This window comes from Streptomyces sp. NPDC045021, assembly GCF_056432645.1.
This window is the reverse complement of sequence record NZ_JBWKIQ010000010.1, coordinates 99,178-124,457: the sequence shown is the minus strand read 5'-3', so window position 1 is coordinate 124,457 and position 25,280 is coordinate 99,178. Positions and strand designations below refer to the sequence as shown.

The 25,280-nt window shown below is 69.8% G+C and carries 20 protein-coding genes and 1 pseudogene; 12 read left to right on the top strand and 9 right to left on the bottom strand.

The features are described from left to right. The 7 genes from AC07DC_RS27755 to AC07DC_RS27725 all read right to left on the bottom strand — a co-directional run bounded on the left by AC07DC_RS27755 (position 1) and on the right by AC07DC_RS27725 (position 8,266). Positions 1–1,281: an alpha/beta fold hydrolase gene (locus tag AC07DC_RS27755; RefSeq protein WP_478917216.1), complete on the bottom strand. Its 1,281-nt coding sequence runs from the start codon at positions 1,279–1,281 to the stop codon at positions 1–3. Beyond that, the gene (locus tag AC07DC_RS27750; protein ID WP_478917215.1) at positions 1,278–2,264 is read right to left on the bottom strand and encodes an ABC transporter ATP-binding protein; all 987 of its coding nucleotides are present in this window, start codon (positions 2,262–2,264) and stop codon (positions 1,278–1,280) included. The genes AC07DC_RS27755 and AC07DC_RS27750 overlap by 4 nt, the downstream gene beginning before the upstream one ends. Further along, positions 2,261–3,106, bottom strand: coding sequence for an ABC transporter ATP-binding protein (locus tag AC07DC_RS27745; protein WP_478917214.1), 846 nt, complete (start codon positions 3,104–3,106; stop codon positions 2,261–2,263). The genes AC07DC_RS27750 and AC07DC_RS27745 overlap by 4 nt, the downstream gene beginning before the upstream one ends. Continuing rightward, a complete protein-coding gene (locus AC07DC_RS27740; RefSeq protein WP_478917213.1) occupies positions 3,103–4,095 on the bottom strand; it encodes an ABC transporter permease in 993 nt (330 codons plus the stop codon). Before AC07DC_RS27740 ends, AC07DC_RS27745 begins: the two co-directional genes overlap by 4 nt. Beyond that, on the bottom strand, positions 4,092–5,036 hold the full coding sequence (locus tag AC07DC_RS27735) for an ABC transporter permease (RefSeq protein WP_478917212.1): 945 nt from the start codon (positions 5,034–5,036) through the stop codon (positions 4,092–4,094). The genes AC07DC_RS27740 and AC07DC_RS27735 overlap by 4 nt, the downstream gene beginning before the upstream one ends. Next, entirely contained in the window at positions 5,033–6,718 is a 1,686-nt protein-coding gene (locus tag AC07DC_RS27730; RefSeq protein WP_478917211.1) for an ABC transporter substrate-binding protein, read from the bottom strand. The genes AC07DC_RS27735 and AC07DC_RS27730 overlap by 4 nt, the downstream gene beginning before the upstream one ends. A gap of 321 nt (positions 6,719–7,039) precedes the next feature. Further along, positions 7,040–8,266 (bottom strand): metallopeptidase domain-containing protein, encoded by a 1,227-nt coding sequence (locus AC07DC_RS27725; RefSeq protein WP_478917210.1) that lies wholly within the window; start codon positions 8,264–8,266, stop codon positions 7,040–7,042. A gap of 623 nt (positions 8,267–8,889) precedes the next feature. Between AC07DC_RS27725 and AC07DC_RS27720 the strand changes: the two genes are divergently transcribed. The 7 genes from AC07DC_RS27720 (at position 8,890) to AC07DC_RS27690 (ending at position 17,338) form a co-directional block, all read left to right on the top strand. Then, positions 8,890–9,270 (top strand): ATP-binding protein, encoded by a 381-nt coding sequence (locus AC07DC_RS27720; RefSeq protein ID WP_478917209.1) that lies wholly within the window; start codon positions 8,890–8,892, stop codon positions 9,268–9,270. Positions 9,271–9,695: 425 nt separating this feature from the next. Beyond that, a complete protein-coding gene (locus AC07DC_RS27715) occupies positions 9,696–10,844 on the top strand; it encodes an NAD(P)/FAD-dependent oxidoreductase (RefSeq protein ID WP_478917208.1) in 1,149 nt (382 codons plus the stop codon). Positions 10,845–10,872: 28 nt separating this feature from the next. Further along, complete coding sequence (locus AC07DC_RS27710) at positions 10,873–11,187, top strand: (2Fe-2S)-binding protein (RefSeq protein WP_478917207.1); 315 nt, start codon at positions 10,873–10,875, stop codon at positions 11,185–11,187. Then, positions 11,168–12,592, top strand: coding sequence for an FAD-dependent oxidoreductase (locus AC07DC_RS27705; RefSeq protein WP_478917206.1), 1,425 nt, complete (start codon positions 11,168–11,170; stop codon positions 12,590–12,592). The genes AC07DC_RS27710 and AC07DC_RS27705 overlap by 20 nt, the downstream gene beginning before the upstream one ends. A 120-nt stretch (positions 12,593–12,712) precedes the next feature. Continuing rightward, positions 12,713–13,621, top strand: coding sequence for a dihydrodipicolinate synthase family protein (locus AC07DC_RS27700; RefSeq protein ID WP_478917205.1), 909 nt, complete (start codon positions 12,713–12,715; stop codon positions 13,619–13,621). Between the two features lie 232 nt (positions 13,622–13,853). Beyond that, positions 13,854–15,236 carry an aldehyde dehydrogenase family protein gene (locus tag AC07DC_RS27695; protein WP_478917204.1) on the top strand — a complete coding sequence of 461 codons (1,383 nt, stop codon included), beginning with the start codon at positions 13,854–13,856 and terminating at the stop codon, positions 15,234–15,236. Positions 15,237–16,297: 1,061 nt separating this feature from the next. After that, the gene (locus tag AC07DC_RS27690; RefSeq protein WP_478917203.1) at positions 16,298–17,338 is read left to right on the top strand and encodes a DUF4190 domain-containing protein; all 1,041 of its coding nucleotides are present in this window, start codon (positions 16,298–16,300) and stop codon (positions 17,336–17,338) included. 818 nt (positions 17,339–18,156) lie between these two features. Here the strand turns inward: AC07DC_RS27690 and AC07DC_RS27685 are convergent. Beyond that, positions 18,157–19,005, bottom strand: coding sequence for a sterol desaturase family protein (locus AC07DC_RS27685; RefSeq protein ID WP_478917202.1), 849 nt, complete (start codon positions 19,003–19,005; stop codon positions 18,157–18,159). Positions 19,006–19,054: 49 nt separating this feature from the next. Here AC07DC_RS27685 and AC07DC_RS27680 point away from each other — a divergent pair, with 49 nt between their 5' ends. Next, a complete protein-coding gene (locus tag AC07DC_RS27680) occupies positions 19,055–20,194 on the top strand; it encodes an AraC family transcriptional regulator (protein WP_478917201.1) in 1,140 nt (379 codons plus the stop codon). 1,055 nt (positions 20,195–21,249) lie between these two features. On the opposite strand, the gene AC07DC_RS27675 is transcribed toward AC07DC_RS27680, so the two are convergent. Further along, positions 21,250–22,203, bottom strand: coding sequence for an NmrA/HSCARG family protein (locus tag AC07DC_RS27675; RefSeq protein ID WP_478917200.1), 954 nt, complete (start codon positions 22,201–22,203; stop codon positions 21,250–21,252). A 785-nt stretch (positions 22,204–22,988) separates the two neighbouring features. Here AC07DC_RS27675 and AC07DC_RS27670 point away from each other — a divergent pair. The 4 genes and pseudogenes from AC07DC_RS27670 to AC07DC_RS27655 all read left to right on the top strand — a co-directional run. Then, positions 22,989–23,327, top strand: a pseudogene (locus tag AC07DC_RS27670) (ATP dependent DNA ligase); the annotation flags it as partial. A 13-nt stretch (positions 23,328–23,340) separates the two neighbouring features. Further along, positions 23,341–23,505, top strand: a complete 165-nt coding sequence (locus tag AC07DC_RS27665) for a hypothetical protein (protein ID WP_478917446.1) — start codon at positions 23,341–23,343, stop codon at positions 23,503–23,505. 190 nt (positions 23,506–23,695) lie between these two features. Further along, complete coding sequence (locus tag AC07DC_RS27660) at positions 23,696–24,853, top strand: phosphotransferase (RefSeq protein ID WP_478917199.1); 1,158 nt, start codon at positions 23,696–23,698, stop codon at positions 24,851–24,853. Between the two features lie 18 nt (positions 24,854–24,871). After that, positions 24,872–25,240: a hypothetical protein gene (locus tag AC07DC_RS27655; RefSeq protein ID WP_478917198.1), complete on the top strand. Its 369-nt coding sequence runs from the start codon at positions 24,872–24,874 to the stop codon at positions 25,238–25,240. Positions 25,241–25,280: the final 40 nt, after the last annotated feature.

Below are 25,280 nucleotides of genomic sequence, written 5' to 3'. Positions count from 1 at the left end.
TCAGATGCGTCCGGCCGCCATGTCCATCAGGCGGGCCAGGACACGGTCGCCGGAGGCGGTGACCCCGTCGTGTTCCCACTCGTTGGTGACCCAGGCGCGCAACGCGCCGACCGAGCGCGCGGTCTGCAGCGACAGTTCCGCGTCCACGTACATGTCGTCGTGGTAGATCACCGCGGCCACGGGTACCTGGTTGTCCGCCAGCCGCGCCAGGTCGTAGAGGTCAGGCCAGTCGGACCGTTCGGCGAACAGCTCGACCGCCTCCGCGAAGGGGCACAGAGCGGCGATCTCCCCGAACATCCACGGGTAGACCATCTCGCCGGTGAACAGCAACGGTTCGGCGTCCTCGTCGAACTCCGGGAAGCCCGCCATGACGCGGGCGGCCGCCCAGTCGGCGGGCTTGCCTCCCTGGCCGAAGATGGATTCCTGCAGCACGACGAAGAGTGGGTCGCCGGCGAAGGCGGTCAGGTTCATCACCTGGTACAGGAAGGTCGCCGAAAGCTCGCCGTCGGGGCCGATCGCCTCGTCCAGCAGCCAGTGCAGGCGTTCGGCGCCGTCACCCATGCCCAGCATCAGGCCGAGGGTGCGCAGACGCCGCACGGTGAGCAGGTCGCCGTCGGGAAGCTGGACGTTGCCGCCGTCCAGGAGTTCGGCGATCCGCCGGACCAGTTCACGGTCGCCGGGATAGCGGTCGTAGAAGGCGGTCACCTTGTCTCTGACCCGCGGATAGGTCGCGGCGTACACGGCGTCGGCGGTGACGTCCAGTCCGGGCAGACCGCCGGTGATGTAGCAGGCGCGCAACCCTTCGGGGGCCTGCGAGAGGTAGGTGAGGGTGATGAAGCCCCCGAAGCTCTGGCCGAGGGTCTCCCACTGCTCGCCGCCGCACAACCGATGCCTGATCAGTTCCGCGTCCGCGACGATCGAGTCGGCGCGGAACAGGGCGAGGTGGTCGGCGAGCTCCCGGCCGGAGGAGAACCGCCCGGCCGATCGGGCCGTCACCGGGGTGCTGCGACCGGTACCCCGCTGGTCCATCAGCAGCACCCGGTGGCTCTTGAGCGCATGGCCGAGCCAGCCGGCCGTGGCGTTCAGCGGCCGCGGCGACTTCCCTCCCGGTCCGCCCTGCAGATAGAGCAGCCACGGCAGCTGCTGCCCGGCCAGCGCCGGGTCGGCCACCTCCCGTGCGAACACCTCGATCGAGGCGCCGGCGGGGTCGGCGTGATCGAGCGGAACCGTGAAGACGTGATCGGTCACCGCGAGCCCGGGCAGGCGATAGGTGTCGCTCATGGGGTCCTTCCGTCAGAGAGCGGCGCGGGGTAGTGGCAGGCGACCTTCTGGCCCGGGGCGATCAACCGCAGGGCCGGCCGCTCGGCGCTGCAGCGCTCGTCCGCCTGGGAACATCGGGTCCGGAACGGGCAGCCGCTGGGCGGGTTGAGCGGACTGGGCAGGTCGCCGCCGAGCACGATCCGCTCACGGGATCGCTCGGCGTCCGGGTCGGGCAGCGGTACCGCCGACAGCAGCGCATGGGTGTAGGGGTGCGCGGCGCGGGCGAACAACGTGTCGCGGTCGGCCGTTTCCACCACGGTGCCGAGGTACATGACGGCGATGCGGGTGCTGATCTGGCGGACCGCACCGAGGTCGTGCGCGATGAACACGTACGCGAGCCCGTGATCCTCCTGGAGATCCTTGAGCAGGTTGAGGATCTGTGCCTGCACCGAGACGTCGAGGGCGGAGACCGGCTCGTCGCAGACCACCAGCTTCGGCCGCAGCGCCAGGGCGCGGGCGATACCGATGCGCTGGGCCTGACCGCCGGAGAACTCGTGCGGATAGCGGTCGGCGTGCTCCGGCCGCAGCCCCACCCGCTCCAGCAGGTGCTCCACCGGTGCGTCCGGTGTCAGCCCCTGGTATCGGAAGGGGGCGGTGAGGATCTGCCGCACGGTTTTGCGGGGGTTCAGCGAGGAGAACGGATCCTGGAAGATCATCTGGAGGTCCCGGCGGGCCAGGCGTACAGCCGTCTCGTCCATCGTGGCCAGGTCCCGGCCGGCCACGCGGATCGTGCCGGACGTGGGCTCGATCAAACGTGTGATCAGCCGGGCGACCGTCGATTTGCCGCAGCCGGACTCGCCGACCACGCCGAGTGTCTCCCCGGCCTCCACCCGCAGCGATACACCGTCAACCGCCGCGACGTGACCGGCAAGTCGCCGGGTCAGGCCGTGCCGTACCGGGAAGTGCTTGACAAGGTCGTCGACTTCGAGCAGCGGTGCCTTCACGGCGTCACCTCCGGTGTTCCGACCGGCGCTGCGACCGGTGTCTGCAACGTGGGAAGACGGTGCGGCAGCGGCCCGTCGACGCGTGGCACGCAGGCGAGCAGACCCTTGGTGTAGGTGTCCTGCGGCTGGTAGAACACGTCGCGGACCGAGCCCCGCTCGACCGCGCGGCCGCCGTACATCACGACGACCTGGTCGGCCAGTCCGGCGACCACCCCCATGTCATGGGTGATGAGCATGATCGCGGTGCCGGACTGCTCCCGTAGCTCCCGCAGCAGTTCCAGGATCTGAGCCTGTACGGTCACATCGAGCGCGGTGGTCGGCTCGTCCGCGATGAGCAGGTCCGGCTCCAGGCACAGCGCCATCGCGATCATCACCCGTTGCCGCATGCCGCCGGAGAACTCGTGCGGATAGGCGCGGGCACGTCGCTCGGGCTCGGGGATGCCGACCCGGTCGAGCATCCGCACCGCCACGCGGTGCGCCTCGCGGCGGCCCGCCCCGCGGTGCGCCCGGTACGCCTCCGCGATCTGGAACGCCACCGGGTAGTAGGGGTTGAGGCAGGACAGCGGGTCCTGAAAGATCATCGCGATCCGGTCGCCGCGCAGCCTGCGCAGTGCCCGGCGGTGCATTCCGGTCAGGTCCTGTCCGTCGAAGCGGATGTCACCGGTGACGCGGGCGTCCGGCAACAGACCGAGGATCGCGAGGCTGGTGACGGACTTTCCGCTGCCCGACTCACCGACCACGCCGAGCACGGCGCCGGCCTCCAGATCCAGGTCCAGTCCGTCCACGGCGCGTACGCCGGAACCGAAGTCCACGGTCAGATCACGTACGGTCAGCAACGTCATCCCACGGCCCTCACTCTCGGGTCGAGGGCCGCGTAGACCAGGTCCACGACGACGTTGGCGAGCACCACGAAGCACGCGGCGAACAGGGTCACCCCGAGGATGACCGGCTGGTCCGCGCTGTTGATCGCGTCGGCCGCGAGTTTGCCCACGCCGGGCAGGCCGAACACGGACTCGGTGATGAGTGCTCCGCCGAGCAGCGCGCCGAGGTCCATTCCGAAGATCGTCACGATGGGCATCAGCGCCGGTCGCAGGGCATGGCGGCGCATCACGGTCGGCTCGGGCAGGCCCTTGGCGCGGGCGGTGCGAACGTAGTTCTGACTCAGGCTGTTGAGCATCTCGCTGCGGGTGATCCGGGCGTAGACCCCGGCGTAGAGCATTGCCAGCGCGATCCACGGCATGAGCATCGATTGCGCCCAGCCGAGCGGGTCCGCGGTGATCGGGACCGCCTGCGGATAAGGCAGCAGCCCGAGCTTGACGACGAGCAGGTACTGCAGCACCAGAGCGGTGAAATAGATCGGCAACGAGACTCCACCGAGCGCGGCCGTCATCGCCGCCCGGTCCCACAGGCTGCCGCGGCGCAGTGCGGACAGCACGCCCGCCGTGACGCCGACGATCAGCCACAGCACGGCCGCACCCAGCGCGATCGACACGCTGATCGGCAGCCGGTGCGTGAGCAGCTGCCAAACTGGTTCGTCCGTCTGGAAACTGAACCCCAGACAGGGGAAAGGACAGTTCACGGCCTGTTCACCGGTGCCGTAGCTCCGTCCGGCCACGATGCCGACGAGGTAGTCACGGAACTGCACGAGGAGCGGGTGGTCCAGGCCGAGCGTGGTGCGGATCTGCGCGATCCGCTCCGGGCTGCACGCCTTGCCACAGGCCCCCAGCGCTGGATCGGCGGGCATCAGGTAGAAGATCGCGAACGTGGCGGCGCAGATCACCAGCAGGATCGTCGCCGTTGCGGCCAGTCTGCGGAGGACATAGAGGATCATCGTCGCCGGCTCCGGGGGTCGAGTGCGTCCTGTACCGCGTCACCGAGCACGTTGAAGGCGAGCACGGTGACGAACAGGACGGCGCCTGGGATCAGGAAGTAGACGGGGTCGGCGGCGTACCACGGCACCGCGGAGGCGATCATCTGGCCCCATGAGGGGGTCGGCGGGGCCACGCCGACACCGAGGAAGGACAGGCCCGCCTCGGTGGCGATGTAGCTGGGGATCGACATGGTCGCGACGACCAGGATCGGCCCGGTCAGGTTGGGCAGCACCTCCCGCATCAGCAGCGCCCGCCGGGAGGCGCCGAGCACCCGGGCGGCCGCCACGAACTCCCCGCGCGCCAGCACCATCGCCTGCCCCCGGACGATCCGCCCCACGTACGGCCAGCCAAAGAAGCCGAGGACGACGACCATGAGCAACTGCCGGTCCACGCCGGGCGCCGCGGAGATCAGCGCGATCATGAAGATCAGGGCGGGGAACGACATGAGCAGGTCCATCAGCCGGCCGACGAGGGCGTCGGTCCAGCCGCCGAAGAACCCGGCGGCCAACCCCAGCGCCGTTCCCAGGACCACCGACAGACCGGTGGCGAGCACGGCGATCAGCAGCGAGACCCGCGCACCGTACGCGACACGGGCGAGGATGTCGCGGCCGCTGCCGGGCTCGACTCCCAGCCAGTGCGTGGTGCTGATCCCGCCCGCCGACCCGCGCGGCAGGCCGCCGAGCGCGGGATCCACCGCGTCGGAGTGGAAGTCGGTCGGCGACGTGCCGGCCGCCCAGGCGATCAGCGGGGCCGCAAGCGCGATCAGGACGAGTGCGACGACCACGGTGAGCGCGGCCGCCGCGGACGGCTGCGTCAGCAGCCGCCGCAGCCGGGACACCTGGTGCCGTCCGACACGGGGTGTCCTGTCGGACGGCACGGAGGTGGGGAGCGTCGTGGTCACTTGCGCAGCCCCAGGGAGACCAGATCCAGACGTCCGACGTAGGCGGTGTGCCCGTACGCCCCGGCGACGTTGGGCCCCACGAGGACAGCCGCCTTGTCCCAGAGGAACGGCACGACCGGCGCGTCCTGCATGATCTGCTTGGCCAGCTCGCCGTAGGCCGTCGCGGCGGCCACCGGATCGCGCAGCTTGGCGATCTCGTCGATCCGCGCGTTGGTCTCGGCGGAGTTGTACTGCGAGTGGTTGTTGTTGCCCTCGGAGGTGATCTGTCGGCCGTCGAACACAATCGGCAGGTAGGTGGAGGCGCCGGGCCAGTCGGGCGTCCAGCCGTCGATCACCAGGTCGTGCTCCTGGGCGGTGTTGCCCACGGTGCTGTAGTACGCGGACGAGCCGATCGCGTTGATCTTCACCGTGATGCCGGCACGGGCCAACGACGCCTGCACCGCTTCGGCCTGTGTCTTGCCGGTGGCCGTCGCCGAGGTGTCGAGGGTGAGGGTCAGCCCCGAGGCGTGGCCGGCCTCGGCGAGCAGCGCCTTGGCCTTGGCCGGATCCCCCTTCCCGTCCGGGCTCGGGTAGGGATCCTCGGAAACGGCGCCGGGCAGCGATGGCGGCAGCAGGGTGGTGGCCAGCTCCCCTGCGATGGGGCCGCCCCGAGCGGTGCGCAGTGCGTCCTTGTCCAGCGCGTAGGCGATCGCCTGCCGCACCCGGACGTCGTTGAGTGGCTTGTGCCGGGTGTTGATGCTGAGGAAGCGCGTGTTGATCGATTCGCCGATGACCAGTCGGCTACGCACTGCCGGGTTGGCCATGACGGGACCGACGGAGGCGGGGCCGACCGGCTCGAGCGCGACCGCGTCGGCGTCCTGGCCACCTGCGGCGATGAGCCGCTGGTCGACCACGGCCGGATCGAGGTTGAGATCGATCACGATCTTGTCCGGGAGACCCTTCCGCACCGAGTCGGTGGCCGAACTCCACTGGGTGTTGCGGACCAGGGTGAGTTGCTTCTTGGGTTCGAAGTCATCGATCTTGTAAGGCCCGGAGGAGAATGGCCTGGAGTCGTAGTGGGCGCCGGTGTCCTTGTCTTTCGGCACCGGGGCGAACATGGGCATCGACACAGCCGAACCGAAGTCGGCCACCGGCCGGTTGAGCTTGAAGACGATCGTCTTCTCGTCGGGGCACTCGATCGAGGCGAGCCCCTGCTTGTCCTTGTAGGGGCCCTTGTACGCCGTGCCGCCCGTCAGCCAGAGTCGGCCGTACGGCGGACCTTCGGGCAGTTCCGCTGCGAACGTGCGCTCGACCCCGTACTTGATGTCCTGGCTGGTGATGGGCCGTCCGTCCTCGAATCTCACCCCGGCCTTGAGAGTGAAGGTCCAGGTCCTGGCCCCATCGCTGGGGCGCCCGTTGTCAGTGGCCAGGTCGGGCACGATCGTGCCCCCGGCCCGGCCGGGTGCCGCCGCGACCGTCGTCAGCGTCCGGTAGACAAGCCGGCCCACGTCCTGGGACGAGGTGACATAGTTGCGGGCCGGGTCGAGGTGCTCCAGATCGATGCTGGACAGCACGTGCAGCGTGCCGCCCTTGCTCGCGGCCTTGCCCTGCCCACCCTGGCTGCCGCCGGTGCCCCCGCAACCGGCCACGGCGACGAGCCCGAGGACCGCCGTCGTGATCATCCAGACTCGTTGTGTTCTCACAACAGACTCCCTTTACCATGTGACATTTCACAGATGATTGGGGACAAGCGTGTAGGCGGTTGGTCCTGCCGGGGAGCTCTCGGATCCCCATAACATCGCGTTATGGTCCCTGCCCCGGGAGCTGCCGGGTCGCTTGCCGAGAACGCTTGACGGCACGCCGGGGCGGGGGGGGGGGGGGGGGGCGCGCCCGCCCCCCCCCCCCCGGCCCGCCGGCGGGGGGGGGGGGGGGGGGGCCCCGCGGGGGGGGGGGGGGGGGGGGGGGGGCCGGCCCCCCCCCCCCCCCCCACCGCCCGTTGATCAGAGGCATCCCGTGCTATCGGGTCACCACTTGTAGGTCCAGACGGTGTCGTTGAACGAGTCGGAGCTGTTCACGTAGATCCGGATGCGGGCGGTGTCGTCCTGGAACGTCTGGCCGGGTTTCCAGGTCTGCATGTCCAGCGTGGTGCAGGTCCCGGTGGGGGCGGCGGCGTTGGGGTTGCTCACCACCTGGATCGGCCCGCTGCCGGTGACGGTCGAGGTGTTGACCTTGTAGATGAGGACGCCGGTGGCGCAGGCGTTGGAGTCGTTGTTGGCAGCCTTGCGGGACTCGGCGACGTAGGCGGTGGTGGCGCTGGTCTTGATCACCGCCAGCTTGTAGCCGGCGCCCCCGTACTCCACCCCGTTCAGGGTGGCGGAGTAGGTGGTTGCCGTGGACAGGCAGGAGACCTGGCTGTCGGTGATCCAGCCGAACTTCCACGCCTCCCAGCCGAAGTACTGCGGGGCCGGGCCGGAGATCTTGCCCATGAGGTCCCAGCCGCCGACGTACTGGTGCAGATCGCCGTTGAAGGCGTAGAGGTCGGGCAGCCCGAAGGTGTGGCTGGTCTCATGGTCGGCGACCTTGTAGCCCCAGGTCCACATGTCCTGGCCGAAGGTCACCGCCCAGTGGACCGCCACCCAGCTGTTCGACCCCGGGTTCCAGACCCAGGTCGGGTCGGCGGCGTCCTGGATGAAGGTGGGGGAGTGACCGATCGCGGCCGCGGTGCCGGTCGGCACGACGTAGAACATGTCGTACTGGGAGAGGTCGACGCCGGCGCCGGCGGCGCCGGTGAGCGCGTCCTTCACGTAGGTCTGGTGCGTGGCCCAGGAGAATCCGCGCTCCCAGTTGTAGGCGGTGGAGTTCTTCGGCATGTGCACCCAGTTGCCGTACGGGGCCTTCAGGTCCAGCCAGGTCTTGCCGTTGGAGGCGTTCCACATCCAGTTGGCGGCTCCGGACAGCTGGTTGAAGTACGGACTGAGGGGGAGGGCAGTGCCGCCGGCGTCGGGGAAGTCCACGTAGATCACGGCCACGTGCTTGGTGCCGACCGGGTTCTGGAAACGGTTGTAGTCCGTTTGCTGGCCCTCGTCGGTGTAGCCGGTCGTCCCCTGGAGGGCACAGGTGGAGGTGCTCCCGTTGAACGCATGGGCGGGGGTGGCGGGGGCGATGACCAGGCAAAGCGATGCGAGCAGGGCGGACAGGACGAGTAGGAGCGCTGCGGGGGGCGGGCGTCGCGTCCCGGTGTGAAACCGCATGGTGGTGCCTCCGGGGGGTGAGTGATCCGGGCCAGGCCTGGCGGCGGGTCGGCAGCTCGTTGAGGGGAGCTCTCACCCGTCATGGGAATCGCGCCGGCGTGGGAGGCTTGCCTCCGGATCATCCGGGCGATCGCTGTGCGGGCCTGCCTGTCCCGGTGGGTCCCGCCTGGAGTTGTCACCGAGCAGGTTCCGCTTGCAGTTCGGTTGGCGGAAATGGTGCGCGCTCAGCAGCTGCCTCGGGGAGCTCTCACCTGTGCATCACACGGCGTTATGGGCTGGGGGCCGTGAACACCGTTGACGATCATCGTCCAGTTGATGCGCACCACCGTCCGTGCAGGCCCGGATACCGCTCCGGAACCCCCTTACCGCCGGCCTATACCCATCGTTCCCACCACTTAATGGGTGCCCTTACGCGTTGATCTCTCAGTGTCCACAGGCGTTCTCTGACAACAGATGTCCACGACATCCGGATCGCGAAAGGGCGGCAGATCATGACGATCAATGAAGTGGGATGTCCGCCGAACGGCCGCCTGGCCTACAGGCTGCTCCAGCTCATCGGGCTGAGTCGCTGGCCGGACCGAGGTGAGAACAGGTCTCACTGGTTCGATCGCCACCCCACGTCCGTGGCCGCCGCCCGGAGCTTCATCCGCAACGCCCTCGTCGAACAACCTCTTGAGGAATCGGAAACCGCCGAGCTGCTCGTCAGCGAACTGGTGACCAACGCTGTCCGTTACGGAGCCGGCCCGATCCTGCTCAATGTGACCGTCCGTGGCCGGTCACTGCGCTGCGAAGTCACCGATGCGCATCCGGCCGCCCCCTGTCTCAAGGCGGCCACCGCCGAGGACGAATCCGGTCGAGGTATACAGCTGCTCCACGAACTGTCCCATCGCTGTGGCGTCCGTCCGGCTCACCAAGGGAAGACCGTCTGGTTCGAGCTGCGGATTCCGGGCTCGACCGATGCTTCCGTCCCGGCGCCCGGCCTCGGCAGCCTCGCCCACGCGTAGGGTCCCACCGCCGCAGCAGCGGCAGGTCGGCAATGCATCCTCCGGCCACGTCGCCGCCCACGCGGACGGGGACACCGTCCGCCTCGAGCCCTACGGGCCACCGAGTTCCCTGAGTTACCGGGCGCGGCTGGTGAGGATCCGGGGGCAGCTTCGGCCGCACGACAGCAGGGGCTCTTCGAGGCAGCGCGATCGGTGTCGGCCGTCGGCCCCGTTTCCGCACACGGTTCGGACGCGTACCTGGAGTTCTCCACCATCGCGATGCTCCTCACTGTTGTCCTCACCGCAGGCATGGTCGAACGTCTGCTGGCTCCGCGTTCGGTCGGCATCGTGGGTCCCCGGGCCCTTCCGCGGGCGGATCGTCCGAGACCAGTCGCATGAAGCCTCTTGTTCGCGCCTGTGCAATGTGAAATATTACTGTCGTGCTGATGAGAGATTCCTCCGACGTCATCGTCGTCGGAGCGGGCGTGGTCGGTGCGGCGTGTGCCTACTACGCCGCCCGCGCCGGCCTGTCCGTGACCGTGATCGACCGTGGCTCCGTCGCGGGCGGCACCACGGGTGCCGGGGAGGGCAACCTGCTGGTCTCCGACAAGGAGCCCGGCCCCGAACTCGACCTTGCCCTGCTCTCCGGCGAGCTGTGGCGAGAGCTGGCCGAACTGCTCCCGCCGCGAATTGAGTACGAGCCCAAAGGCGGCCTCGTCGTGGCTTCCGATGAAGACGGGATGGCCGCGTTGCGCGCCTTCGCGGCCGGCCAGGAGAAGGCCGGCGTGCAGGCGCAAGAGGTCCCGGGAGACCAGCTGAACGACCTGGAGCCGCATCTGGCCCCCGGTCCGGCAGGCGGCTTCCTCTACCCGCAGGACGCCCAGGTCATGCCGGCGCTGGCGGCCGCCCATCTGCTGCGGGCGGGCGGCGAGAGGGTGCGGATCAAGCTCGGCGAACAGGTCACCGCTCTGCTCACCGGGGCATCGGGGGAGGTGCGGGGGGTTCGGACGGCGGGCGGCGACATCCATGCCCCGTGCGTGGTCAACGCGACCGGCACGTGGGGTGGTGAATTCGCCCGGCTCGCCGGCGTCGAGCTCCCCGTCCTGCCCCGTCGCGGCTTCGTCCTCGTCACGGAACCACTGCCCCGCGTGGTGCGGCACAAGGTGTACGCGGCGGACTACGTCGCCGATGTCGCCAGCGGCTCGGCGGCTTTGCAGACCTCTGCGGTGGTCGAGGGCACCCCGGCGGGCCCGGTCCTGATCGGCGCCAGCCGGGAGCGGGTCGGCTTCGACCGCACCATGTCGGTGGAGGTGGTGCGGCGGCTCGCGGCGCAGGCCACCGCGTTGTTCCCGGTCCTCGCCACGGTGCGGGCGATCCGGACGTATGCGGGTTTCCGTCCCTACCTGCCCGACCATCTGCCCGCCATCGGCCCCGATCCGCGGGTCCCGGGTCTGCTGCACGCCTGCGGCCACGAAGGCGCCGGGATCGGGCTGGCTCCGGCCACCGGACTTCTCATCGCACGCTCCCTGACCGGCGGTGAACTGCCGTTGAATATGGCCCCCTTCGATCCCGGACGTTTCTCAGTCACCGCCTGACCCCATCTGCTAGGAGAGGAGGCCCGCAGTGGCCCGCACACCCGCCGACCTGGTCGGAGCGCAACCCGGTTCGTCGTTCGAGATCACCTTCGACGGCCGTTCGGTCACCGCCATGCCTGGGCAGTCCGTCGCGGCTGCGCTGTGGCAGGCCGGCATCGTCGCCTGGCGCACCACGCGGGCCGGCGGACAGCCGCGCGGCGCGTTCTGCGGCATCGGGCAGTGCTACGACTGCCTCGCCACCATCAACGGGGAGCCCAATCGCAGGGCCTGCCTGGTCCCCGCCCACCCCGGGGACGCGATCACCACCCAGGAGGGGCACGGCCATGACCGCGTCACTGTCTGAACCGTACGACCTCGCGGTGATCGGCGCGGGCTCCGCCGGTCTCGCCGGTGCCGTCGCCGCATCCGAACTCGGCCTGTCCGTCGCTCTTTTCGACACCGCTGCTCAGGCCGGCGGGCAGTTCTACCGGCATCCGGCACCGGCCGTCGGCGCGGTGCGGCCCGAGGCCCTGCACCACGACTGGTCCGCCTTCGCCGACCTGCGCCGACGCCTGCGTTCCGGTGACATCGTCCATCTCGCCGGACATCATGTGTGGACCGTGGCCAAGGACGACGGCGACCTGTGGCGGGTGCACGCGGTCACCGGAGCCGACGGCAACGACGAGCGGCCGGCGCAGGTACAGGCCCGGGCGATTTTGCTGGCTACCGGCGCATACGAACGGCAACTGCCCTTCCCCGGCTGGACGATGCCCGGCGTCGTCGGGGCCGGCGGTGCGCAGGCCATGCTCAAGTCCGGCCTGGTGCTGCCCGGCAAGCGGGTCGTCGTGGCGGGCAGCGGTCCCCTGCTGCTCGCCGTGGCGTCCTCGCTGGCCGCTGCCGGCGCGCAGGTCCCCGCCGTGATCGAGGCATCCGACTACCTGGGATACGCCCGCCGTCCCCGGGCGCTCGCCACCAATCCGCGAAAGCTGCTCGAGGCGGTGACCCATGGCGCGGCCCTGCTGCGGCACGGGGTGCGACTGCGTACCCGCAGCGCGGTCACCGAGGTGCACGGCACCGACCGCGTGGAGGCCGTCACCATCACCCGCCTCGACATGGACTGGCGGCCCGTACCGGGGTCGGGCCGCCGCATCGAGTGCGATGCGCTGGCCGTGGGCCACGGGCTGGTCCCGCAGATCGAACTGGCCACGACTCTCGGCTGCACGACTCGCGCCGCGCCCGACGGAACCTCCGCCCTGGTCCTGGACGACCTTCAGCGGACCTCGGTCCCCGGCCTCTGGGCGGCGGGAGAAGCCGGCGGCATCGCAGGCGCGCAACTTGCCCTTGCCGAAGGCGAGCTGGCGGGAATCGCCATCGCAGCGCGAGTGACCGGGCAGTCCGCGATCGCCCGTAGCCGACGTGTCCGGCGATTGCGGCGCGACCGTGACCGGATGCGGGCCTTCGCCGAGGTGATGGCTGCCACCCACGCGCCGGGGCCGGGCTGGACGTCCTGGCTGACCGACGACACGGACGTGTGCCGGTGCGAGGAAGTGACCGCGGGATCCATTCGCGATGCGGTCGCCGACCTGGGGGCGCGCGACGCACGCACGGTCAAACTTCTCACCCGAGCCGGCATGGGCTGGTGTCAAGGGCGGATGTGCGGGGCGGCCGTGTCGTGCCTGGCGGCCCCCGCCGGTGCCGTTGAACCGCCGGCTGAACGCCGCCCGTTCGCCGTGCCCGTCCCGCTGTCCGTTCTCGGTTCCCTCAACTGAACCTCTGAGGCCGCGCCCGGCTCCGTCGCGGTCGACGACAACTGACCTGTGTGCTGCCCTGTCCCTGCGGGCACCCACCCATCAATAAAATGTCACACCTTATAGAAGGGTTCACCGGCAATGACCTCCACCACCTGGAACAACAGCCGCCCCTGGCGCGGCATCATGGTCGCCACAGCGCTCCCGCTCCGCGACGATCTGTCCGTCGACTACGACGCGTACGCCGAGCACGTCCGCTGGCTGATCGACAACGGCTGCGACGGCGTCGTGCCGAACGGCTCTCTGGGGGAGTACCAGACCCTCACCGACGAGGAGCGGGCCCGGGTGGTCCGCACCGCCGTCGAGGCGGCCGGCGACGGAGCGCGGGTGATGCCCGGAGTCGCCGCATACGGCAGCGCGGAGGCCCGCCGCTGGGCCGAGCAGGCGGGCGAGGCCGGCTGTGGCTCGGTCCTGCTCCTCCCGCCGAACGCCTACCGCGCCGAGGAGCAGACCGTCCGCGTCCATTACGCCGAGGTCGCGAGGGCCGGGGTGCCGGTCGTCGCGTACAACAACCCCATCGACACGAAGGTCGACCTGTCTGCGGCGGTGCTGGCGGCGCTGCACCAGGAGGGCAGCATCGTCGCGGTGAAGGAGTTCACCGGCGATGTGCGCAGGGCGTACGAACTCGCCGAACTCGCCCCGGAACTCGACCTGCTGATCGGTGCGGACGACGTGCTCCTCGAACTCGCCCTGGCCGGGGCGGTGGGCTGGATCGCCGGATACCCCAACGCCTTTCCCGCCAGCTGCGCCGAGCTGTACCACGCCGCCGTCGCAGGCGACCTGGAAACGGCCCTCCCGCTCTACAGGTCTCTTCACTCGCTGCTGCGCTGGGACTCGAAGACCGAGTTCGTCCAGTCCATCAAGCTGTCCATGGACATCGCCGGCCGTCGTGGCGGCCCCACCCGTCCGCCGCGCTTCCCGCTCACCGGGGAGAGCGAGGCCGGGGTGCGGGCCGCTACCGAGAAGGCCGTCGCCAACGGTCACCGCTGACCGCCCTTCTCCGAACAGACCCGCCGCGCGCAGGCGGCACGTCTCCCGTGCTCGCGGTGCGCACAGTGGGTACGCCAACACGCGTGACCACCGGTGGCGTCGGGCCAAACCCGGCGCCACCCAGGTGGGCGGTCTGCCCACCCATGTTCCGATCACTACCGGCGGTGCCGCCATCCACAGGCGCCCCCTACTTCATCAACCCGGACGACCCCTTTCCCGGAGGTTTCCTCCCATGACCGCCGCCGTACCCTTCATCACCTCCCGCAACCCGGCCGACCCCTCCGACGTGCTCGTTCAGATCCCGGCTCCCGGAGCCTTCGCCGCGGCGGACGCCGTGGAGCGGGCCCGGACGGCGCAGCCCGGCTGGCTGTCCGGTGGCGCGGCCGCCCGTTCGGCGGCGCTGAGCGCGGTCGCTGCCGCCGTCGAGGCCGCCGCGGACGAGCTGGCCGACCTCGCCGTACGCGAGGTGGGCAAGCCGATCACCGAGGCGCGGGCCGAAGTCGCGCGCACCGCCGCGATCTGGCGCTACTACGCCCAAGCTCCGTACGAGCCGACCGGTGCCGTCCACGAAACCGCCGCCGGACCGGGAATGCTCCTGACCCGACGTCGCCCGTACGGTGTCGCCGGGCTCATCACGCCCTGGAACTTCCCCTTCGCCATCCCGAGCTGGAAGGCCGCCCCGGCGCTCGCCGCGGGCAATGCAGTCGTCCTCAAGCCGGCGCCCGAGGCGACGGCCTGCGCCCAGCGGCTCGCCGCGATAGTCGAACGGGCAGTGCCAGCAGGGGTGTTCACCGTACTGTCCGGCGGGGCGTCCGAGGGCAACGCTCTCGTCTCCACCGCCGACGTCGTCTCCTTCACCGGTTCGACGACCGTGGGCAATGCGGTCGCGCGCACCGCCACGGTCCTGGGCACTCCCATCCAGGCGGAGATGGGCGGCCTCAACGCGGCGATCGTTCTGCCGGGCGCCGACATCGCGCAGGCGGCGGCCCACATCGCCGCCGCGATCGCCGGATACGCGGGCCAGAAGTGCACCGCGACCAGCCGGGTGATCGCGGTCGGAGCGGCCCTCGATCCCCTACGGGAAGCGCTCACCGAGGCGCTGCGCGCCGTGGTGGTGGGGGACCCGACCGACCCGGTCACCGTATGCGGGCCGCTCATCAACGAGCATGCTCGCGAGCAGGTCAGCACTTCCTGGAGCGGGCTCTCCGTGCTCGCGGGAGGTACCGTGCCCGGGCTTCCCGGCTGGTACGCGGCTCCGACGCTGGTCGAGAAAGTGTCCCCAGGGCACCGCCTGTTGCGCGAGGAAGTCTTCGGCCCGGTCGCGGCCCTGCTGCCCGCCGACGACCTGGCCCACGCGGTACGGATCACCAACTCGGTCCCGTACGGCCTGGTCACCTCGGTCCACACGAGGGACCTGGACATGGTGCTGCACGGACTCGACCGGATCGACACCGGAATGATCCGCATCAACGCCCCATCCAGCGGCGTCGACTTCCACCTCCCGTTCGGCGGCGCCAAGGCCTCCAGCCACGGACCACGCGAACAGGGCCACGCCGCGCTGGAGTTCTACACCTCCAGCCGCACGTACACGGTGTCACCTGCGACAACAAGGTGACATTCCATGGTGATCGTAACTGCGCTGCGCCAGCCGGCCTCGATGACAATCTCAAGGAGTCCCGCTTCCAGTCGCAGCAATCACCGTCGCCGTTGGCCGATGACGGTCGGCGACGGCCGCGCGACTCCGCAACCGTTGCGAACCGGCTCCGCATGCGTGGCAAGGGTCGCGCTGCGGCGAGCGGGAAGCGGGGGACTGCCTTCCGTTCCGACGCCCGCCGGGCCAGGGAGTGTCCAATGAAGGGCGGATCTGTTGATCATGGAGACGCCAAGTGCGGGCGCGGCGGGCGGGATCGGGACGGCGGGCGCGCAGCGCAGGCCGTCCCGGATGGCTTTGACGGTCTGATTCGGTTCAGGCACGAATTCCGTGAAGTGGATAGTGCTTGCCGTGCGCTGGTGACGCTCCGTCATCCTGGGCATCATTCTTCGGTCGTGTGAGACCTTGCTGGAGTTGGTGTCCCGCACCTGGTGACGGCATCAGCACTTGGTTGTACAGATCTGATGAGAAACACCTCTCATTCATTGGGGCCCGAGACCCCTGTCACAGCATCCCCACAGGCCACTACGGTCGACCTTCTGGGCGTTCTCCGCCATCTCGACAACACTTGAGGTTTCACAGTGATACGGATTCATGCGGAGACCGGGTCCTCTCCGGTCATGCCCGCGTCGATCGCCGGAGTGCTCCTGCTCGCGGGCTGAGCCGGCGTCCTGACGCGCGCTGCCGAGGCCGTCAGCACCGCTGAACCGCTGACCGGCATTCCATACGTCACACCGCTGTGGCGGTGCCGCTGCCGGCCACGGGTTCGCAGCGCCACCTGTCTGCCGCCCGTGCGACGGCCTTCGCAAGGACCGCCGCACCAGGCGGGCGGCCGGTGCGATTATGCGCGGGTGCTCACCGCAGCAGCCTGCGGGCACCCGCTTGTTGGGCAGCCATGTTTCATCGAGGAGACCAGCACCACCGTGAACGCCAACGATCTGCCCGCACCGTCCCGGGCTCCTGAACCGCAGGATCCGCACCGCACGGGGCCTGTGACCTACCCGTATCCCCAGCAATGGGCACCGGTGCCATTCGCCCTGCCGGCGAAGACCAACGGCGTCGCCATCGCCTCGTTGGTGCTGGGGTTGGTGTGCTTTCCCCCGGTGGGGCTCATCACCGGTCTGGTTGCGCTGTCCAAGATCCGCCGGAACAGCGAGCGGGGCCGAGGGCTCGCGATCGCGGGGATCACCATCGACTCGGTGCGGGTGGCCCTGGTCGTGGTGGGCCTGACCGCCGGCGGCTGGGCCGGGGCGGACCACCAGCGGAACAGCACCACCACCGACGACCTGGCAGGGATGAAGGTCGGGCAGTGCTTCAACCTGCACAACGACGACCTGCGCAAGCTCCAACCCGGCTCGGCGTCGCGCTCGACGTCAACGAATCCGGCGACGCCCGTGCCGTGCACGGACGCGCACGACGCCGAGGTCGCGGGTATCTGGCAGTTCGAGCATGACAAAGGCTCGTCCTACCCGGGCGACTCCACCATCACCGCGGCGTCCGAGGACAAGTGCGGCAAATTGGTGGACGGCTACGCCATGGACACCTGGGCGCTCCCGGACTCGGTGGGTACCTACTACTACATGCCATCGAACAACAGTTGGGTGGCCGGGGACCGGCAGGTCGTGTGCTTCCTCGCCACCGATGCGGCCCAGCTGACCCGGCCCCTGCGGTCCGACGCCACGAATCTGACCTCCGACCAGGTGACATATCTCCAGGCCGCAGCCCCCATGGACGCGATGGATGCCAAGCGCCCCGATACCGAGGCGGTCAAGGACCTCGTGGCCTGCCGCGACTACGCCGCTCGCATGGCCAATGCCTTGCACGACACGGAGCACCAGCTGTCGGCACGGACCTGGTCGGCGCAGGTGAAGCAGCCCATGGCCGAGATGCTGGCCGAGATCAAGGCCAGCGCCGGAGCGTGGGAGGACGCGGCCACCGCGTCAGACGCCGCGCAGTTCCGTGCCCACGCTCGGCGAGCAGAAGAGCACATGCCCGAGCGTGAGGCCTTCCACGTACGGGCCGCGCTGCGCTTGTCCACAGGTCAACAATCGGGCCAGACCATCTGAAACGGTCGGACGAAGAGCGGGGCGGGAGCGCTGGCTGACTCCCCCCCCCGCCAGAGGCCCGGCGTCCGCGACCCCAGGCTTCGGCGGGTCAACCCGCGCTGGCGGCCCGTTGCCGGAAGGGCCCTGCCCGCCGGCGGCCGCCCTGGTCACGAAAGCTCACAAGGGTTCGCACTCCCTCGTCAGGAGGTTGAGAACCCCCATCACCCCAGACGGGCGTCCTGCGCATGCCAACGTCGCGGACGTTCCGTAGCGCGAGGAGGCGAGGCCGCACCCCGAGGAGGTCTCGTACGTCGCGCCTTCGTCCCGCTTTCGCACGCCGACGAAGGCGCGACCCCTCCCGCGGCCGGCCCTTGGTCCACCCCCCATGGGGTGGGCGCCGCCCAGAGCCCCTCCGGAAGACCGGCAGGGCGCTACTGTCGCTCTGGCGCCACCACGCGGTTCACCTCGGGGGGATCTGTGAACGTCCGTAGTGCGGTACCCGCAACGACCACCTTGCTCCTGGCGATGACGGCCTGCTCAGGCGGTACCACCGGGGTCAAGGGCACCGGCAACCCGGCGCCTCCCACCACATCGAAGCCAGTCGGCATCACAACAGGCGCCACTCCGGGAGGCGGTTGCCCGGCCGGCACGATCCCGGTCGGGGCAGGCCCGCACAAGAAGTACACCGTTCAGCCGCAGCCCGCCCCAGGCTCATGCCGATACCGCTACACCGCCCGCCGGGAACCACTGCCAGTTCCGGTGTGTACGCCGGGCGCAACCAACCCGGCCGTCACACAGGCCACGTCGTCGAGAGAGCCCGGGGCGCCGAAACGGGGTGGTTACTCGGCCGGGATGGGTCTCACGGTGTGTGCCCGGCGGAACGGCCAGGCGAGGGTGGCGTGGAATCGGCGTGGGTCGGGGTAGGAAGCGGGGTCGTCGAGCCCGAGACGTTCGGGCACTCGGTCGGGCTCGTACACAAAGGTGCGGAAGACGATGTCCCAGACCGCAAGCACCGAGCTGTAGTTGACCCGCTCTCCCGCACCGTGGTGCCAGCGGTGGGTCTCGGCGCCGATCAGGAGATAGTTGAGCGGACCGGTGCGGATGTCGGAGTTCACGTGGCTGATCGTCTGCTGAAGATTCAGTACCACCAGGGCCAGGAACGCGGCATCCGGGCCGGCGCCGCTGAAGCGGAACACCAGCAGGGAGATCACGAACCGGGAGACCAGCAGGTCGATCGGGTGAAAGACCGGGTGCATGAGCACGTAGAGCTGGGACGGCGCGTGGTGCACTCCGTGGGCCCGCCACAGCCGCGGGAGGGTGTGCGCGGCCCGATGGTAGCCGTACCAGAGCAGGTCCAGGGCCAGCAGCACGACCAGGGCCTGGACGAGGAGCGGCAGGCGGGCGACCGGTCCGAAGCCGCCGTCCGGGACGAAGCGGGCTGCGACCAGGGAAACGCCCATCGTCGCGACCTGCTCGACCACGAAGGCCAGGCCGATGAATGGCAGGTCGCGGCCGACCAGGCTGTCGCGGGTCATCCGCCAGCGGTCCAGGAGCGGATTGACGCGCTCCACGGTGAAGGCTGCGGCGACGGTGCCGATGGTCAGCAGAGCGAGGACGGCATCCCGCGATATCGCCAGACGATGGGTGACCGCGGCCCAGACCACAACCGCCGTGACTGTCGCGAGCAAGGGGTAGGTACCGTAGGTCAGACCCGGTCGTGCCGGGGATTTGAGTTCCATGCAGCCAACTTCGCAGTCGAACCGGGAGGCGGGCTTTCCTGTGGGCGTACCCTTGTTGTCTTCTCGCGCATCCGCAGCCGAGGAGGCCGAAAGCCCCGGCAGCACCGCCCTGATGGAGACGGAACTGCGGGCGTACGCGCTCGCCCGGGGTGCCGATCCGGACGTTTCTCCGGCGGATGACCATGCGCGGGCGGACTGGCTCGTACCGCTGTGGGAGGCCCTGGGACAGGGCGGCCTGGAGCACCCCGGACTGGCGTTCGCGGCGTCATCCGATACCACCGCCCTCGGTGGAGTGCTGGCACCTATCCTCGCCAACAGTCCTGACGTTGGCGCGATGTTGGACAGCCTGGGGCGCTTCCACCCCCTCATCGGCCATAACGAGCTGGTCGTCCGACGGTGCCCTGTCGGCAATGGGGCGACTACGGTTTCGGTGAGCCTGCGGGACCTCGACGGTGGCGCGGCGCACGCGGATACCGTGGACGCCTGTTTCGCGATGCTGTGTGCCATCGCTCGCCGGCTCGCCGGGGAGGGCGTGGCGCCGGACCGGGTGTTGCTGAGGAGGCCTGAGCCGGCGCGGCCTCAGGCATACCACCGTGCGCTGGGCCCGGTGGCGTTCGGGCAGCCGACGGATGCCTGCGTGTTCGGGGTAGGTGCGCTTCGCGCGCGGGTGCGGCACGCCGATCCGGTGGTGCTGGCGATGCTCGCTCCCTATGCGCAGCGGCAGCTCTCGTTGAACCGCACGTCATGGTCGTCGAAGGTGCAGGCAGTTCTGCAGGAGGGTTCGGGAGCGGTCGGCCCACCCCGGCTCGCGGACGTGGCGCGGACGATGGCGGTCGGCCGGCGCACACTCCAGTTGCGGCTCCAGGAGGAGGGGTTCTCCTTCTCCGCTTTGGTCGAGGCCGGAAAGCGAGAGGAGGCGCTGGCCCTGCTGGCAGAACTGGAACCGACCGGATTGCCAGTGACGGTCATCGCGGCGCGGGTGGGTTTCGCCACCCCGGCCGCGTTCACGCGTGCCGTTCGAAGGTGGACGGGCATGCCCCCGTCGGCGTACCGGCGGGCTGTGAGCGACAATCGCGAGTCCGCCGACATGACTGACCCCAACAGGACGGGCAGCGCCACTCAGCACGCGGAAGCGTGAGCGACAGGTCACGACCGTGCTCCCCAACAGGGCGGTGATCATCGGTACCACCCGGCCGCGAACACCGTCGTACCGTGAATCCACCGAGTGCCTCTCCGAAGCCGGATCCCAACCTGAGCCGGGCATCCTGCTCACCCGGCAGGAGCGGGAGGCCCCGCTCCTTTCATCGCATCACACTCCAGTGCTACCGCGCTGGACTGCCCGGCCGTCGACGGTCGGCATGGGCGGCGGCAGTGCGGTCGGTCTGCGCCTCGCGGGGTGGGTCTACGTCCAGGTTGGCGATCAGTTCGTGGCCGCTGTTGCCGGCGAGGAGGTCGCTTCCTTGCGTGAAGAGGTTGCGGCTGAGTCGGCAGCCGCGGTGGGCGGTGTCGATGGACGTAGTACACCCCTTCCGTCGACAGGCTCGCCGAAGCTCGCCTGCCCGATGAGTGCGCCATCGGTGTCACACAGGCTCAGTTGCCAGCCAGGCGGGTCTTCGGCCGCCTGGACGTCAGCGATCGGGTAGGTGCGAGGCTCAGGCACGTCAGGGAGGCGCGGCAGGTGGAGGTGGTAATGGTAGAGGTCGTGTGGCTGGAGAAGCCGCCGTTCTCCAGCGCCCCGGGTCGCCGGGCGGCTGCGCGCGGGCAGGCCCCCGGGGCGCAGCGACACGGCGGTCGCGAGGGGGAAGGCGTGCGCATCCGCACTCCCAGGCCAACCAGCGCAGCGTCGAGCAGAGCGGACGCCACGACCCGCATGCAGCCACAGGATGAAGCCCGCCCAGTGGGACGGCGGTGTCGTGTAGGACATGCCGCGTAGTTGTCCGGCCGGTCGTCTGCGATGTCGGTGCGCGGGGTGTCGAGGGCGGCGCCCATTGGTCGGTGCCGTCGGGAGGGTGCCCGCCCCAGAGCCTGGGGAGCAAGGTGGAGCTGGGTTCGGGCTGGCCGATCAGGCGGTCCTCGCCGATCAGCGCGAGCACCGCGTCGCGGTCGCCGTCCGTACGGACGACGACCGAAATGCCGCCGGACTCAACGTGCCGAACAGCCGCGCCGGCCGATCACAGAAGGCCGCGCCCGCGCTCAGGTCCAGGCGGTGCGCAGTTCGTCACGGTGGGCGGCGAGCCAGGTGGCGAAGTCCTGTAGTTCCGGATTGAGCGCACGGACTTCGTCGAGGTCGCGGGCTGCGGTGAAGCGGTCCTCGCAGTCGGCGTAGTACTGGAACATGTTCCCGACCTCGTCCGCGCCGGGGAAGTCGAGCGCCCGGAAGGCGACCGGGCTCATCGGAAGGTACTTCACCGGTCTACCTGTGGCCTCCGTGATGGCCGCCGCCATGTCAGCGATTCTCACGTGCTCGCCGGCGATGCTGACAGTGGTGCCGATGAGGTCGGTGCCCCGCTTGAGGATGGCCAGCGCGGTCTTGCCGATGTCCTCGACTGCGATGCCGGAGAGCCTGCTCGTGCCCATCGGGAAGGAGAACTGGAGGAGGCCGTCCTCGGCGTGCTGCGGGGCGAAGGTGCCGAGCAGGTTCTCCCAGAAGAACGTGGTGCGCAGGAAAGTTGTCGGTACGCCCGCATCCGTGAAGTAGTGGTCGGCCTCCGCCTTCGCGTCGAAGTGGGGCACTTTGTACGAGCCCTGGAGGGTCGGCATCCGGGTGTCGTCGAGTGGGATGCACTCGCGGGTGTCGTCCAGCGTCGACCAGATCGCGTGCTGCACCCCGGCGTGTCCGGCGGCCCGGGCGAGGGCAGCCGCCTGGGCCTTCTCCCGTTCGGCGGACATGTGCTCCCAGAAGTTGGTCACCAGATACGCGCCATACGCGCCCTCGAACGCCGGACCGAGGCTCGCGTCGTCGTCCATGTCGGCCTGGACCACCTCGGCGCCGAGACCCGCCAGTTCGCGGGCACGGTCCGAGCCGGGATTCCGGGTGACGGCGCGGACCGCGAACTCGCTGTTCGTGCTCGCGAGGATCGCCCTCGCCAGAGACCCACCCTGCGAACCGGTCGCGCCGAATACCGCGATGATCTTCTTCTCAGCCATGACGCTGCCCTCTCATGGATACACTCCGTGCCCGCATCAACACCTCAAGCGCAACCCATGGCACCGTTCTCGGCAAACGGAACGATCCGTTGCAGCGGGGATTCCTGCCGCCGCGAGCGGGCAGTGTCACACTGGATGTAACTCGTGTGTCGTACCGATGGGTGGACGCCCATGACCGACGTGCAGACCGGGCCACCGACCCGTCCGTTCCCACAGGACCCGTCGGATCCAGAACCGCATCCTGCTCCACCGACGCATCCGTTTCCGGCCGATCCTCAGGCGCCGAAGCCCTCACCGAAGCCGGCACCGGTGCCGGAACCGCCGTCATTTCGGTAGAAGAGACCGCTGGCTCTCCACGAACTGTTGGCGACGTCCAGTGAGCAAGTCGGAAAGGGTGGGTCCATCTTGACGTCGGACGAATACGTGATGGTCTACCCGAACGGCGGAACGAAGGAGACGGCGCTCGACGTCTACCGGGCCCTGGGTGGCGCGTGCACTCCCAAGCCGAACAGCGAGTCCTTCCTTGCGCCCGAGGATGCGTCAGGCTCGGCAAAGCCTGAGCACGAATGCGCCCGGAACCTCCTTGTCGACGGTCCGGGGTGTCCGATCGGTGCGGAGCACCGGCGGTCGGGGAGATCACGGCCCCGGCGAGCCCGCTCGACCCGTACCGGGCACACGCTCAAGGGGGTCGCCGAGGCCACCGGTCCGGACGGAGCCGGCCGAGGAGCGGACTGCTCGAGCGCCTGCCGACCAGGCAGCAGTGCCTGCTGCGACCAGCCGCGGGGTTCGTGATCGGTGCCTTCACCGAACCCGCCGGCAGCCGGGTCGGTTTCGGTGCCCTGCTGCTCGGCTACTACCAGGACCGCCGCCTGAACTACGCGGGTAAGGTCGGCACCGGCTTCGACACCGCCACCCTGCGCAGCCTCCGTCACCGGCTCGACGGCCTGGAACAACAGCGCTCGCCCTTCGTGGACGAGATCCGGGAGCGGGCCGCGCACTGGGTGCGTCCGGAGCTGGTCGCGCAGATCGGCTTCACCGAATGGACCCGCGCCGGCCTGCTGCGCCGCCCCCGCTACCTGGGCTTGCGCGACGACAAGCCGGCCCGGGACGTGGTCCGCGAACAACTGGTCGAGAGACATGGTGACCACGACGAAGTGCATCCGGGTTGGCGGCCGCACCATCGAGATCGGCTGGCCGGAGAAGGTGCTGTTTCCGGACGACGGCATAACCAAGGCCGACCTGGCCGGATATTACCGCAGGGTCGCCGGCGGATGGTGGCGCACCTGCGCGGGCGACCGCTGATGCTGGAGCGTCACCCCACGATCCGTAGCAGGGCCAGGAAGCTGCCAGGGAGGTCGATCACGGGGATGCGTCCGCTTCGTCGAGGGTCTGACGTTCGAGGAGGTTGGCGCACTATTCACGGCCACGGTCGGCCTTACGGAGCCAGATCATCGGTCCACGGTGACGGTCGACCCAGGGGCGGTGGTAACCGGTGCCGATCTGGACGACGACGGCCGAGCATTTGCGTGCGGAGCGCCGGTACCTTGCCGATGGGCTGATGAATGCGAACTGGAAGGTGGACACGCCGGCCGGAGTGTTCGCGCTCAAGCGGGTCACTGACGTGCCGCTTGATCGGCTGAGGCGCAACCTCGGGGTGCTCGCTTGGCTGGCTGCCGCTGGTGTTCCTGCCAGTGCTCCTGTGGCCACCGGCTCCGGGTCTCTGGTGGCCGAGGTCGGCGGTGGTGTCTGGTGCCTGTTTCCGTGGGCGGCCGGCACCCACATCCGTGGTGTCGACCTTGGCCTGCCCCAGGTCACCTCTTTGGGCGCGTACCTGGGGCGCCTGCACGAGGGGCTTGGTCGGGCCTGCGATCGGGATCTGCTGCCTGCCGTGCCCGAAATGCTGACCGCCGGCGTGACGACGCCGGAGCAGGCGGTGGAGGGGTCGGAGGGGCTGTCCGCAGCGGTGGAAAGCAAAGGCACTGGCAGCGCGTTCGACGCGGCAGCCTTGGCCGCTCTGGAGCAGCGGCGCGTGCTGATCGGCAAGCATGCCGATCGTCGACCGCAGGACGCGGTCCCTGTGGGCCGGTACGGGTGGACACACGGTGATGTCCAGTACCGGAACGTGCTGTGGAAGGACGGGGAACTGGCCGCCGTCCTCGACTGGGACCGTGTCGGCGTCCGTCCGTACGCCGAAGAGGTCGTGCGGACCGCCCAGGTGCAATTCGGCATGGACGGAGTGTTCGACTTCGCTCGGGTGTCGGCGTTCGTGCGCGGCTACCGGTCCGTGGTGCCGCTGGAGGCATCCGCGCTGGTGGACGGCGTGCGTCGGCTGTGGTGGAAGCGGATGAGGGACTTCTGGCAGCTGGAGCCTCCAGTCGTACGCCCTGGCCCACGAGTCCCAGATCGCCGGACACGATGCGTTCGTCATGAGGACCATGTCCCAGCAGGGCATGAAGCTGCACCGCCCGCAGCACTGCCTGGCCTTGGCCGCGTCCGCCGTCGACAAGGTCCACGGGCGGGTCGACACCCAGACCGAGGCGCTGTTCGCCGTCACCCACGCCCACGCGCTCGCCAAAGCGGGCCAGCGCCCGCAGGCCGTCCGGGAGGTCGAGCGCGCCCGCACAGCCCTGGGTGCGGCGAAAGGCGATGAGGTGCCGTTCTGGGCGCTGTGTGGGGGCCGCCCGCCGCCACCGTTCACAGCCGGACGGCGAAGGTCTTCGAGACGCTCGGCGACCGCCGTCGGGCCGCGGCGATGTACGGGGCGGCGGCATCGAGCCGGCCGCCAGGCACCTACGCGCGGATCGTCGCCCTGGACCTGGTCGCGCAGGCCGAGACGCAGGCCGCCGAGGGCAGTGTCGAGCAGGCGTGCACCACCTGGGGCCGGGCGATGGACCATATGGACGGGGTGCGGTCGGGGCGGACCCGCAAGGCGCTGGGCAACATGCGCCGGCACCTGTCCCGCTTCCGCACCCGCGGGCTGCGATGCGCCGCCGAACTCGACGAACGCGCCAGCGACCTCCTCGGCGACCGCCGCTGACCCGTCTCCCTCGCCAGCGGAGAGATCCAGGCGGCGGACT